13 protein-coding genes are annotated in these 13,048 nt (G+C 68.0%); all 13 read left to right on the top strand.

The features are described from left to right. Positions 1 to 66: 66 nt before the first annotated feature. The 13 genes from B043_RS0111705 to B043_RS0111765 all read left to right on the top strand — a co-directional run bounded on the left by B043_RS0111705 (position 67) and on the right by B043_RS0111765 (position 13,003). Positions 67 to 849 carry a c-type cytochrome gene (locus B043_RS0111705; protein ID WP_211207628.1) on the top strand — a complete coding sequence of 261 codons (783 nt, stop codon included), beginning with the start codon at positions 67 to 69 and terminating at the stop codon, positions 847 to 849. A gap of 2 nt (positions 850 to 851) precedes the next feature. Beyond that, the gene (locus tag B043_RS0111710; protein ID WP_018462140.1) at positions 852 to 4,442 is read left to right on the top strand and encodes a nitrate reductase subunit alpha; all 3,591 of its coding nucleotides are present in this window, start codon (positions 852 to 854) and stop codon (positions 4,440 to 4,442) included. 12 nt (positions 4,443 to 4,454) lie between these two features. After that, on the top strand, positions 4,455 to 5,990 hold the full coding sequence (narH, locus tag B043_RS0111715; RefSeq protein ID WP_026234262.1) for a nitrate reductase subunit beta: 1,536 nt from the start codon (positions 4,455 to 4,457) through the stop codon (positions 5,988 to 5,990). Between the two features lie 9 nt (positions 5,991 to 5,999). Next, positions 6,000 to 6,503: a nitrate reductase molybdenum cofactor assembly chaperone gene (locus tag B043_RS0111720; RefSeq protein ID WP_018462142.1), complete on the top strand. Its 504-nt coding sequence runs from the start codon at positions 6,000 to 6,002 to the stop codon at positions 6,501 to 6,503. A gap of 3 nt (positions 6,504 to 6,506) precedes the next feature. Next, positions 6,507 to 7,184, top strand: a complete 678-nt coding sequence (gene narI, locus B043_RS0111725) for a respiratory nitrate reductase subunit gamma (protein ID WP_016329279.1) — start codon at positions 6,507 to 6,509, stop codon at positions 7,182 to 7,184. Between the two features lie 3 nt (positions 7,185 to 7,187). Next, a complete protein-coding gene (locus B043_RS0111730; RefSeq protein ID WP_026234263.1) occupies positions 7,188 to 8,519 on the top strand; it encodes an MFS transporter in 1,332 nt (443 codons plus the stop codon). Beyond that, positions 8,513 to 9,844, top strand: coding sequence for an MFS transporter (locus B043_RS0111735; protein WP_018462144.1), 1,332 nt, complete (start codon positions 8,513 to 8,515; stop codon positions 9,842 to 9,844). Before B043_RS0111730 ends, B043_RS0111735 begins: the two co-directional genes overlap by 7 nt. 8 nt (positions 9,845 to 9,852) lie before the next feature. Continuing rightward, positions 9,853 to 10,347, top strand: a complete 495-nt coding sequence (locus tag B043_RS0111740; RefSeq protein WP_018462145.1) for a carbonic anhydrase — start codon at positions 9,853 to 9,855, stop codon at positions 10,345 to 10,347. A 17-nt stretch (positions 10,348 to 10,364) separates the two neighbouring features. Further along, the gene (locus B043_RS0111745) at positions 10,365 to 10,583 is read left to right on the top strand and encodes a DUF2249 domain-containing protein (protein WP_016329275.1); all 219 of its coding nucleotides are present in this window, start codon (positions 10,365 to 10,367) and stop codon (positions 10,581 to 10,583) included. Next, entirely contained in the window at positions 10,556 to 11,368 is an 813-nt protein-coding gene (locus B043_RS0111750) for a DUF2249 domain-containing protein (RefSeq protein WP_026234264.1), read from the top strand. Before B043_RS0111745 ends, B043_RS0111750 begins: the two co-directional genes overlap by 28 nt. 107 nt (positions 11,369 to 11,475) lie before the next feature. Further along, positions 11,476 to 11,736, top strand: coding sequence for a ferredoxin family protein (locus B043_RS0111755; protein WP_026234265.1), 261 nt, complete (start codon positions 11,476 to 11,478; stop codon positions 11,734 to 11,736). Further along, the gene (locus B043_RS0111760) at positions 11,736 to 12,170 is read left to right on the top strand and encodes a hypothetical protein (RefSeq protein WP_016329272.1); all 435 of its coding nucleotides are present in this window, start codon (positions 11,736 to 11,738) and stop codon (positions 12,168 to 12,170) included. The genes B043_RS0111755 and B043_RS0111760 overlap by 1 nt, the downstream gene beginning before the upstream one ends. Further along, complete coding sequence (locus tag B043_RS0111765) at positions 12,167 to 13,003, top strand: protoglobin domain-containing protein (protein ID WP_016329271.1); 837 nt, start codon at positions 12,167 to 12,169, stop codon at positions 13,001 to 13,003. Before B043_RS0111760 ends, B043_RS0111765 begins: the two co-directional genes overlap by 4 nt. The last annotated feature ends 45 nt before the right edge of the window (positions 13,004 to 13,048 follow it).

Genomic DNA, 13,048 nt, shown 5'->3' on the forward strand with positions numbered 1-13,048 from the left:
GACAGATGTCCCAGCGCCCGCCAGCCTGCGCAAGGCCTCCCCCTCACCCTGAAGGCGGAGGTGAGGATGAAGCGAGCCCTTATCGCCCTGGCCTTCCTCCTGGGTTTAGGCCTGGCCCAGGACGGGAAGGCGCTTTACGAAAGGCAGTGCGCCGCCTGTCACGGGCCCACGGGGCAGGGGGTCCCCGGGGCCATCCCGCCCCTGGCTGGGAACCCCCGGGTCCAGGACGAGGCCTACGTGGTCAAGGTGGTGCGGGAGGGGCTTTCCGGGCCCCTGGAGGTGAACGGGACGGCCTACAACGGGGTCATGCCCCCCATGCCCCAGGTCTCCGAAGGGGAGGCCCGGGCCATCGCCCAGTACCTGGCGGGCCTGGGGGGAGCCCCAAGGGAGGCCGCCCCCAAGCCCCAGCTGGCCGGGGACCCCGCCTTGGGCCGGGCCCTTTACCTGGGCCAGAAGGCCTTCCAAAACGGGGGTGCCCCCTGCCAGGCCTGCCACACCGTGGCCGGGGTGGGCTTTCTGGGTGGGGGGTCCATGGGGAAGGACCTCACGGACGCGGCCCAGCGCCTAGGGGGCGAGGCGGGCCTTACCGCTCTTCTGCAAAACCCCGCCTTCCCGGTGATGCGGGCCGCCTACCAGGGCAAGCCCCTCACCGAGGCCGAGGCCAGCGCCCTGGCGGCCTTTTTGGTGCAGGTTTCTGAGGAGGCGCCCAGGCCTTCCTCCCTCTACCTGGGGCGGTTCCTGGTGGCCGGCCTGGTCCTCCTTGGGGTGCTCCTCCTCTACCAGGCCGCCCTGTGGCAGCTCCGCCCGCAAAGCCTTGCCGAGCGCATCCGCAAAGAGCTCAGGAGGTAGACATGAAGGACTGGATCAAGGAGGTTGAAAGCCCGGCGGAACGGAAGTGGGAGGAGTTTTACCGCAACCGCTTCCAGCACGACAAGCGGGTGCGGACCACCCACGGGGTGAACTGCACCGGTTCCTGCTCCTGGGAGGTCTTCGTCAAGGACGGGGTGGTGACCTGGGAGCTCCAGGCCACGGACTACCCCAGCCTCGAGGCCGGCCTGCCCCCCTACGAGCCCCGGGGCTGCCAGCGGGGCATCAGCTTCAGCTGGTACCTCTACAGCCCCATCCGGGTGAAGTACCCCTACGCCAAGGGGGCCCTTTTGGACCTCTGGCGGGAGGCCAAGAAGGCCCACCCCGACCCCGTGGCCGCCTGGGAGTCCATCCAGAACGACCCCCACAAGCGCAAGCGCTACCAGAAGGCCCGGGGGAAGGGGGGCTTCCGCCGCGCCTCCTGGGAGGAGGTCCTGGAGCTCATCGCCGCGGCCGTGGTCTCCACCGTGCGCCGCTACGGTCCGGACCGGGTCATCGGCTTCTCGCCCATCCCCGCCATGAGCCAGATCTCCTACGCCGCGGGGAGCCGCTTCCTCTCCCTCCTCGGGGGGGTCCCCATGAGCTTCTACGACTGGTACTGCGACCTCCCCAACGCCTCCCCTGAGATCTGGGGCGAGCAGACGGACGTCCACGAGTCCGCGGACTGGTACAACGCCCGCTTCATCGCGGTCATGGGCTCCAACCTCAACATGACCCGCACCCCCGACACCCACTTCATCGCCGAGGTGCGGCACGCGGGGGCCAAGCTCACCGTCTTCAGCCCCGACTTCTCCCAGGTGTCCAAGTACGCGGACTGGTGGATCCCCATCCACCCCGGCCAGGACGGGGCCTTCTGGATGGCGGTGAACCACGTGATCCTCAAGGAGTACTACGCGGACCGGGAGGTGCCCTACTTCCGGGACTACCTGAAGCGCTACACCGACGCCCCCTTCCTGATCGAGATCCAGGAGGGCCGGCCGGGCCGCTACCTGCGGGCGGACCAGCTTGCGGCCTACGCCGAGGAGGAGAACGGGGCCTTCAAGCTCCTCATCTGGGACGAGGAGAAGGGCCCCAGGATGCCGGGCGGCACCTTGGGCTTCCGCTGGGCCAAGGAGAAGGGGAAGTGGAACCTGAAGCTGGAAGACCCCCGGACCGGCGAGCCCCTGAACCCCCGCCTCACCCTGCTGGGGGCCGAGGACGAGGTGCTTTTGGTGGAGTTTGACGACTTCGCGAGCGATCGGAAGCTGAAGCGGGGCGTGCCCGTGAAGTACGTCACCACCAAGGACGGCCGGCGGGTGGCGGTGGCCACGGTCTTTGACCTCCTCATGGCCCAGTTCGGCGTGGGCCGGGGCCTGCCCGGGGACTACCCCAAGGGCTACGAGGACGACCTGCCCTACACCCCCCTCTGGCAGGAGAAGTGGACCGGGATCCACCGGGATACCCTCCTCCGCTACGCCCGGGCCTGGGCGGAGAACGGGGCCAAGACGGGGGGCAAGAACCTCATCATCATCGGGGCGGGGATCAACCACTGGTACCACAACAACCTCATGTACCGGGCGGGCATCGTGGCCCTCATGCTCACGGGAAGCGTGGGGGTGAACGGCGGGGGCCTGGCCCACTACGTGGGGCAGGAGAAGCTGGCCAACCAGGCCTCCTGGGGGCCCATCGCCTTCGCCACGGACTGGGGCTACCCCCCGAGGCAGCAGAACACCCCCTCCTTCCACTACGTCCACTCCGACCAGTGGCGCTACGAGCGGGGCTTCTCCGCCTACGACAAGGCGGCGGAACCCCTTTCCGACCACACCATTGACCACCAGGTGCGGGCGGTGCGCAAGGGGTGGCTCCCCTTCTTCCCCCAGTTCAACAAAAGCCCCCTGGAGGTGGTGCGCGAGGCCGAGGCCAAGGGGGCCAAGACCGAGGCCGAGATCGTCCAGTACGTGGTGGAGGCCCTGAAGCGGGGCGAGCTCAGGTTCGCGGTGGAAGACCCCGACGCCCCCGAGAACTGGCCCAGGGTCTGGTTCATCTGGCGGGGGAACGCCATCGGCACCAGCGCCAAGGGGCACGAGTACTTCCTCAAGCACTACCTGGGCACCCACACCAACGCCATCGCCGAGGAGAAGGCCGAGGGGCACGTGCAGGAGGTGGTCTACCGCAAGCCCGCCCCCGAGGGGAAGCTGGACCTGGTGGTGGACCTCAACTTCCGCATGGACACCAGCGCCCTCTACTCCGACATCGTCCTGCCCGCCGCCACCTGGTACGAGAAGGACGACCTGAACACCACCGACCTGCACACCTTCATCAACCCCATGCAGGCCGCGGTGCCCCCCACCTGGGAGTCCAAGCCCGACTGGGAGATCTTCAAGGCCATCGTCAAGAAGGTCTCCGAGCTGGCCAGGGTCCACCTGCCCCACCCGGTGAAGGACCTGGTCATGATCCCCCTCCAGCACGACACCCCGGACGAGCTGGCCCAGCTCGAGGACCGGGACTGGAAGAAGGGCGAGGTGGAGCCCATCCCCGGCAAGACCATGCCCAAGTTCCGGGTGGTGGAGCGGGACTACACCAAGCTCTACGAGAAGTTCGTCACCTTGGGACCTGGGGTGGAGAAGAACGGGGTGGGCATGCACGGCCTCACCATCCCCGCGGAGGACTTCTACCGGGAACTGGCGGAACGGCAGCCCCGGCTCTACGACGGGGAGAAGCGGCCGAGCCTCGAGGAGCCCCGCCAGGTGGCCGAGGCCATCCTCTTCCTGGACCCCGTGTCCAACGGGGAGCTGGCCTACCGGGCCTTCCTGGACGAGGAGAAGAAGACCGGGGTGCAGCTCACCGACCTGGCGGAGGGCAACCGCCACGTGCGCATCTCCTTCAAGGACCTGGTGGCCCAGCCCCGCCGCCAGCTCACCACCCCCACCTGGAGCGCCATCATCAACCACGGCCGGGCCTACAGCCCCTACACCCTGAACGTGGAGCGCTTGATCCCCTGGCGCACCCTCACGGGCCGGCAGCACTTCTACCTGGACCACCCCAACTACCTCCGCTTCGGGGAGCACCTGCCCACCTACAAGCCCCGGCCGGACGTGGCCATGCTCCAGGAAACGGAGCTCTCCCTCAAGGAGGCCCAGGGCAAGCTCATGAACTACATCACCCCCCACGGGAAGTGGTCCATCCACTCCACCTACTCCGAGAACCACCGCATGATGACCCTCTCCCGGGGCGGGTACCCCATCTGGCTCAACGACAAGGACGCGGCCGAGCTGGGCATCAAGGACAACGACTGGGTGGAGCTCTACAACGACAACGGGGTTTTCGTCCAGCGGGCCATCGTTTCCAGCCGCATCCCCCGGGGTACGGTCTTCGTCTACCACGCCACCGAGCGCACGGTGGGCATCCCCAAGAGTCCCTTGAGGGGCAAGCGGGCGGGGATGAACAACTCCATCACCCGGGCCCGCCTGAAGCCCGTCCTCATGTCCGGCGGCTACGCCCAGTTCACCTACGCCTTCAACTACTGGGGCCCCGTGGGGGTGAACCGGGACACCTGGGTCTACGTGCGCAAGCTGGAGAAAGCCCCTGAGTGGTAAGGAGGGATGCCCATGAAGGTTAGAGCCCACATGTCCATGCTCTTCCACCTGGACAAGTGCATCGGCTGCCACACGTGCTCCATCGCCTGCAAGAACCTCTGGACGGACCGCAAGGGCGCGGAGTACATGTGGTGGAACAACGTGGAAACCCGCCCCGGGACGGGCTACCCCACGGGCTGGGAGGACCAGGGCCGCTTCCAGGGGGGGTGGGTCTACCAGGACGGCCGCCTGGACCTGCGCCTCCACAGCCGCGCCCAGGCCCTCACCCGCCTCTTCTTCAACCCCGCCCTGCCCAGCCTGGACGACTACTACGAGCCCTTCACCTTCCGCTACAGCGACCTCTTCACCAGCCCGGAAGGGGACGACCAGCCCACGGCCATCCCCGTGTCCATGGTCACCGGGGAGCCCATGACCCCCGAGGCCGGCCCCAACTGGGACGACGACCTCTCGGGAAGCCCCCTCTACGCCAAGAACGACCCCAACCTGGAGGGCCTGGACCCCGAGGTGCGGGCCCAGCTGGAGGAGACCCTGGGGGTGGTCTTCCAGTACCTGCCCCGGATCTGCAACCACTGCCTGAACCCCGCCTGCGTGGCCGCCTGCCCCAGTGGGGCCATCTACAAGCGGGCGGAGGACGGGGTGGTCCTGGTCAACGAGAACAAGTGCAAGGCCTGGCGGATGTGCGTGGCCGCCTGCCCCTACAAGAAGGTCTACTACAACTGGGCCACGGGGAAGAGCGAGAAGTGCATCCTCTGCTTCCCCCGCCTCGAGACCGGCCAGGCCCCCGCCTGCGCCCACTCCTGCGTGGGCCGCATCCGCTACATGGGGGTCCTCCTCTACGACGCGGACCGCATCCCCGAGGCGGCCATGGTGCCGGACGAGGAGCTGGTGGAGGCCCAGCTTTCCGCCATCCTGGACCCCTTTGACCCCGAGGTCATCGCCGCCGCCAAGGCCGAGGGGCTGGACGAGGGCTGGATCAAGGCCGCCCAGAACTCCCCCATCTACAAGTTCGTCAAGGTCTGGCGCCTGGCCCTGCCCCTCCACCCCGAGTACCGCACCCTGGCCATGATGTTCTACGTCCCGCCCCTCTCCCCCGTGGTGGCCACCCTGGAGAAGGCCTTGAGGACCCCCCGCCCGGACGGGGCCCTGGTGCGGCTGGACCTGCCCGAGACCGACCTGGACTTCGAGGTCTTCGCCGACCTGGAGAAGGCCCGCCTGCCCATCCGCTACCTGGCCAACCTCTTCGCCGCGGGGAACGAGGCCCTCATCCTGCCCGTCCTCAAGAAGATGCTGGCGGTGCGCATCCTGAAGCGCCAGGAGAGCCTCGAGGGCCGGGTGACGGAGCGGGCCCTGAAGGTCTTGGAGGAGGCCGGCCTCACCCTGGAGGAGGCCGAGGCCATCTACCGCCTCACCACCCTGCCCACGGTGGAGGAGCGCTTCGTCCTCCCGCCCTACCACCGGGAGATGGCCGCGGAGGTCTGGAACGACCCCCTGGCCCACAAGGGCGAGGTGGGCTTCGGCTACCTCCAGCCGCCCCAGAGGGGGGAGTAGGAGGGGGGTATGGACAAGCTCTTGGAAGCCCTGGCCCTGGCCCTGGACTACCCCATCCCGGGCCGCCTGGAAACCCTCTGGCGGCTTTGGATAGAGTGCCCCCGGGGCCAGCCCAAAAAGAAGCTGGAACAGTTCCTTAAAGAGGTGGAAAAGCTTTCCCTTGGGGAGTGGGAGGAGCTCTACACCCGCACCCTGGACCTCACCCCCACCACCGCCCCCTATGTGGGGTTCGCGGTCTACGGGGAGAGCTACCAACGGGGCGAGCTCCTCGCCGCCTTGGTCCGGGCCTTCGCGGAGGAGGGGGTGGACCCGGGGAGCGAGCTGCCCGACCACCTGGCCAACGTCCTCCGCTACCTGGCCCGGGCCAAGCGCCCCCTCCCTGAGCTCCTGGAGATCCTCCCCAAGGCCCTTGCGGAGATGCACAAGACCCTGAAGACCCTGGACGCCACAAGCCCCTACCTCCTCCTCCTGGAAGCGGCGGGCGAGGCGGTTTCGGGGCTGGTTAGGAGGTGAAGGATGAACTGGAACCTGGCCCTTTTCGCCTACTTCCCCTACGTGGCCCTGGCCTTGGCGGTGGCGGTCACCGCCTACCGCATGGTCTACCGGCCCTTCTCGGTTTCGGCCCAGTCCAGCCAGCTTCTGGAGCAGAAGCGCCTCTTCTTCGGCTCCGTGGCCATGCACTGGGGCCTGGTCATCGTGCTCCTGGGCCATCTTTTGGCCCTCCTCCTTCCCAAGGGGCTCCTCCTTTGGAATAGCGTCCCCCTAAGGCTCTACCTTTTGGAGATCACCGGGCTCGGCCTCGGGCTTTGGGCCCTCCTTGGGGTCTACATCCTCTTCGCCCGGCGCCTCTCCGTGGCCCGGGTGCGGGCGGCCTCCACCCCCATGGACTACCTCGTCCTGGTCCTCCTCTTCGTTTCCATCCTTAGCGGGGTGCTCACCGCCCTCCTTTACCGCTACGGGAGCTACTGGTTCCCCGCGGTCATGACCCCCTACCTCTGGTCCGTCCTCACCTTTAACCCGAGGCCTGAGCTCCTCCAGGACCTCCCCTTCTGGACCAAGCTCCACGTCTTCAACTTCTGGCTCCTTTTGGCCCTCTTCCCCTTCTCCCGGCTGATCCACATCGTCACCGTGCCCCTGGGCTATCTCCTCAGGCCCTGGCAGATCGTCATCTGGGTGCGCAAGCTGGCGAGGTGAACCGTGACCACCGATCCCCGTCTGTTGGAACAGGAACGGCCCGTCCGCATCCGGGTCCTCATCCTCTCCACCCTGGCCTTCACCCTCATGTTCGCGGTCTGGCTCATGTTCGGGGTGCTGGGCGTGCCCATCCGCAAGGAGTTCGGCCTCTCGGACGTCCAGCTTTCCTGGATCTCCGCGGTGGCCATCCTTAACGGCTCCCTCTGGCGCCTTCTCGCCGGCATCCTTGCGGACCGGTACGGGGGGCGGCTCGTCCTCACCCTCATGCTCTTCTTCACCGCCATCCCCGCCTATTTGGTCTCCCGGGCGGGCAGCTACGAGGAGCTTCTCCTCTACGCCTTCCTGGTGGGCTTTGCCGGCAACGCCTTCAGCGTGGGCATCGCCTGGAACTCCGCCTGGTTCCCCAAGGAGCAGCAGGGCTTCGCCCTGGGGGTCTTCGGGGCGGGGAACGTGGGGGCCAGCGTCACCAAGTTCATCGGCCCGGCCCTCATCGCCAGCATTCCCGCCTCCGGCTACCTGGGGGGACTGATCCCCGGCGGGTGGCGGTTCGTCCCCTTCCTGTACGCTATCCTCCTGGTCCTGATGGGCTTCCTCCTCTGGTTTGGCACGCCGAGGCAGGACAAGAAGCCGGGCCAGGGCCGCCCCCTTCTGGAGATGCTCAGGCCCCTCCGCTACGTCCGGGTCTGGCGCTTCAGCCTTTACTACGTGGTGGTTTTCGGGGCCTACGTGGCCCTTTCCGCCTGGCTTCCCAAGTACTACGTGGACGTCTTCCGCCTGCCCCTCCACGAGGCGGCCCTCCTCACCGCCCTCTTCATCTTCCCGGCCAGCCTCCTAAGGCCCGTGGGGGGCTACTTCTCCGACCGCCTGGGGGCGCGGCGGGTCATGTACTGGACCTTCTGGATGATCCTCCTGCCCTCGGCCGTGCTCATGATGCCCGAGGGGCACATCGTCCTCTACACCAAGCAGGGGACCAAGGAGGTCATGCAGTTCACCATGAACGTCTGGCTCTTCACCCTCCTGGTCTTCCTCATCGGCGTGGGGATGGGCATCGGCAAGGCCGCGGTGTACAAGCACATCCCCACCTACTTCCCCCAGGACGTGGGGGCGGTGGGGGGGCTGGTGGGCATGCTGGGGGCCTTGGGGGGGTTCTTCCTCCCGCCCCTTTTCGCCTACGCCCAGGCCTGGACGGGCCTGCCCCAGATGACCTTCTTCGTGCTCTTTGCCCTTACGGCCGTGGCCTTCCTCTGGATGCACCTCACCGTGATCCAGCTCTTGCAGCAGGAGGCCAAGCACCTCAAGGACGACTTTGAGCTCAAAGGAGACCGCCCATGCTGAAGACCGCCCGCGGCACCTGGCTTTCCGAGTGGAACCCCGAGGACCCCAAGCGCTGGGACGCTCGCCTGGCCTGGCGCACCCTCTGGATCACCACCTTCAACCTCACCCTGGCCTTCATCACCTGGTTCGTGGTGAGCGCCCTGGTGGTGCGCCTCCCCAAGGTGGGGTTTGACCTCACCTCCACCCAGCTCTTCTGGCTTACGGCCATGCCTGGCCTGGCGGGGGGCACCTTGCGCATCGTCTGGACCTTCCTGCCCCCCATCCTGGGCACGAGGCACCTGGTCACCTTCTCCACCCTCCTCCTCCTCATCCCCCTTTTGGGCTGGACCTTGGCCGTCCAGAACACCTCTACCCCCTACTGGGTCCTCCTTTTCCTGGCCTTTTTGGCGGGGATCGGCGGGGGGAACTTCTCCGGCTTCATGCCCTCCACCAGCTACTTCTTCCCCAAGCGCCTCCAGGGGACGGCCCTGGCCCTGCAGGCGGGCATCGGCAACTTCGGCGTGTCCGTGGTCCAGTTCGTAACCCCCTGGATCATCGGCTTCGCCCTCTTCGGCTCCCTCCTGGGCGGCCCCCAGACCTTCACCCCCAAGCCGGGGGTGTCCCAGCCCATCTGGCTGCAGAACGCCACCGCGGTCTGGATCCCCTTCGTCCTCCTGGGGGCTTTGCTGGCCTGGGTCTACCTGAGGAGCGTCCCCGTGCGGGCCAACTTCCGGGAGCAGCTGGACATCTTCCGGGACAAGCACACCTGGGTCATGACCAGCCTCTACATCATGACCTTCGGCTCCTTCTCCGGGTTCTCCGCCATCTTCCCCCTGCTCATCCGCGAGGTCTACGGGCGGTTTGAAGGGGCCCCCGACCCCTTGAGGTACGCCTTCCTGGGGCCGTTGGTGGGTTCCTTGGCCCGGGTCATCGCGGGGCCCATCTCCGACCGCTTCGGGGGGGCCATCGTCACCCAGGTTTCCGCCCTCGGCATCTTCCTCTCCGCTCTCCTCGTGACCCTCTACACCCGGCCCACCTCTTTGGACTCCTTCGGGATGTTCGTGGTCTCCATGCTCCTGGTCTTTTTCTTCAGCGGGGTGGGGAACGCCAGCACCTTCAAGCAGATGCCCATGATCTTCCCGCCCCGGCAGGCGGGGGGGGTGATCGGCTGGACGGCGGCGGTGGCGGCCTACGGGCCTTTCCTCTTCTCCACCCTGGCCGCCTACACCCAAAAGGCCACGGGGGGGTTCACGGCCTTCTTCTACGGGCTCATGGTCTTCTACGCCCTGAACCTCTTCCTGAACTGGTACTACTACGCCCGTAGGGGGGCGGAAAAACCCTGCTGAGGTGCGGGATGGATCCCATCGCCTTGCTTCTGGAAAGCCACAACGAGGGCCGCTCCTTTCCCCCCTTGGCCAAGCCGGAGCTCCTTTTGGTCACCTGCATGGATCCCCGCATCGCCCTAAGGCTGCCCGAAAACTTCGCCTTCGTGCTCCGCACCGGGGGGGCCAACCCCGACCCCGTGGAGCCCTACCTGGTCTACGCCCTGGCCCGGAGCGGGGTGCGGACCGTGGCCCTGGTGGGGCACACGGACTGCGCCATGAGCCGCCCGGACCTCGAGGCCCTCCGGACCCTTCCCCAGGGGCTGGAGGCCCTCTACCGCCCGAGGATCGCTGGCCTTGCGGTGGGGGACCCGGCGGCCTTCGTGGTGCGGAAGGCGCGGGAGCTGGAGGCCCGCCTTGGGGTGCGGGCGGTGCCCCTCCTTTACCGGGTGGAGGACCACCGCCTTCTCCGGCTGGAGGGGGAGGCGGCCCTTGACCCAGGTCATGGCCTGGCGGCGTGCGGGTAGGGGAGAGTGGGGGCGCTATGGAGCTGGACGTCAGGGAAATCCCCCCACGGGAGCGGCACCCCCGGATCTTCGCCCTCTTTGATGCCCTGAAGCCGGGGGAGGGCTTTGTCCTGGTCAACGACCACGACCCCAAGCCCCTCTACTACCAGTTCCAGGCCGAGCGCCCGGGGCAGGTGGACTGGACCTACCTGGAGGAGGGGCCTTCGGTATGGCGGGTAAGGATCGGGAAAAGGTGACCCCGGAGATGAAGGTGGGGGAGGTCCTAAGGCGCTGGCCCCACCTCCTGGAGGTCTTCCTGGAGGCGAGCCCCGCCTTCCAGAAGCTCAAGAACCCCCTCCTCCGCCGCACCATGCCCAACCTGGTCACCGTGGCCCAGGCGGAGCGGATGGGGGGCCTGGAGCCCGGGACCCTGGTGGCCCGGCTCAACCGGGCCCTGGGGGTGGAGGAGCTCCCCCAGGCGCCTTCCGGGGAGGGGGAAAGCCTCCTCCAGGCCCCGCCCCCCTCCTGGCTTTCCGCCCCCCTGGGCTTCCACCTGGACGTGCGCCCCATCCTCGAGGCCGGCGGGGAGCCCTTCCAGGCCATCATGGCCGCGGCCAAGGAGGTGAAGCCGGGGGAAAGGCTCGTCCTAGAGGTCCTCTTTGAGCCCATCCCCCTCTACAAGGTCCTGGCCAAGCAGGGCTTCCTCGCCTGGTGCGAGAGGGTGGGGGAGCGGCACTACCGGGCCCACTTCTACCGGAAGGGGCAGGGGGAGGAGGCGGGGGTGCCCCGGGAGGCCCCCTTCACCGAGGAGGCGTGGGCCAACCCCCACAAGGAGGTGACCATAGAGCCCCACTGGGAACCCCCCCTTCCCATGCAGGCGGTTTTGGAGGCCCTGGCCGAGCTCAAGCCCGGCCAGAGGCTTCTCGTCCACCACGTGCGCCGCCCCATCCACCTCCTGGCCCGGCTGGAGGAGGAGGGGGTTCGCTACGCCCTGAAGGACCTGGGCCCCGGGCGGGTGGAGATCCTCATAGAAAAGCCCTGAGCCTTAGGCCGCTTGGGGGGGCCGCCCGCGCGGCCCCCCTTCCCCTTGACTCCGGTCATGGCCCCACGCCCCCTAGGGGGTGCAAGGTGGGGCTTGGAGGGTTGAGGATGCCGCACGTGATCTGCGAGCCCTGCATCGGCGTGAAGGACCGGAGCTGCCAGGAGGTCTGCCCCGTGGAGTGCATCTACGACGCGGGGGAACAGCTTTACATCCACCCCGACGAGTGCATTGACTGCGGGGCCTGCGTGCCCGCCTGCCCGGTCTCGGCCATCTACCCCGAGGAGGACGTCCCCGAGGAGTGGCGGGGCTACATTGAGAAGAACCGGGTTTGGGCGGCCACCCTGCCCAACGTGCACGTGCTGGAGTAATGGGCCGCTGGCACGCCCTCTTCATCCGCGCCGCCCTCCTTTACCTCCTCTACACCGCCCTTCTCGGGACCCTCTTCTACCTCTTTCCCGCCCTGGTGGGGCCTTTCCGCCTGGGCCACGTGCACGCGGGGCTGGTGGGGTTCTTCCTGCAGATGGTCATGGGGGTGGCCTACTGGATGATGCCCCGGCCCGGGGGGCTGAAGCAGGAGGGCCTCGAGGCCCTCACCTTTTTCCTCCTGAACGCCGGCCTCCTCCTCAGGCTCCTCCTGGAGCCCCTTTCCGCCTACGGCCTCCTCCCTAGGGCCCCCTTGGCCCTTTCGGGGGTGCTCCAGCTCCTCGCGGTTTTCGTCTTCGCCTACGCCATGCACCGCCGGGTGGTGACCGCGGATATGCTGAGGAAGCTTCGGGAAGAGCGGGAAAGGAGGAAAGGATGAAGGTGCAGGAGGAAACCCTGGTCCTGGACCTGCCCCCCCTGCCCGAGGAGGTCTTCCGCGACCTCCTGGCCTTCGGGGGGCTCTCGGAGGAGGTCCAAAGGGGCATGCGCCTGGACGCGGAACGGCTTCTGGAGGGGGCCGCGGCCTTCGTGGCCGGGGTGTACGACCACCTCTCCCGCCACCCGGGGACCGCCCGGGCCCTGGGCTGGGAGGGCCGGGTGCCGGAGGAGGAGCTCTACCTGCGCCGGGCCTTCTTCTCCGCCTGGCTCGCCCGCACCATCGGGGTGGACACCTCCTCTGAGTTCGCCCGGGAGGTGTACCGGGCGGGCCTCTGGCACGGGGGCCTGGGCCCCAAGCGGGCCCACATCCCCCCGGAGTACGTGGGCCTTTCCTTCGCCATGGTGGGGCGGTACGTGGCCGAAAGGGTGCGGGACGTGCGCCCGTGGCTGGTCTACCTCTCGGCCCAGGAGGAGGTGATGCGCAAGGGCTACGAGGCGGCCTTGGCCCTGGGGGCTGGGCGGGTGGCCGTGGCCTTCCAGGCCCTGGGCCTGGCCCACCCCGCCCAGCCCGGGCCCCTGGCCTTCCGGGTGGAAGGCGGGGTGGGGGAGGCCTTGGCCAAGGTCTTCGCGGTGAACCCCGCCCTGCGGGACCTGGCCTTAGAGCCCCTCTTCGCCGAGGAGGAGGTGGGGCTTTGGACGGAGAGCAAGACCCTCTGGCGCCTAAAGCCCCGCTGGGCGGTCCTGAAAAACGGCCGGGACGTGCGCTACCTCGAGGGCCTCTCCACCCCCTTGCAGGAGGGGGACCGGCTCACCCTGCTTCCCCCGGGGCGCTGAGCCATGACCCAGGTCATGGCCTAATCCCGAGCGGACAAATCAGGA

This window comes from Thermus oshimai DSM 12092 (assembly GCF_000373145.1).
Classification (GTDB): domain Bacteria; phylum Deinococcota; class Deinococci; order Deinococcales; family Thermaceae; genus Thermus; species Thermus oshimai.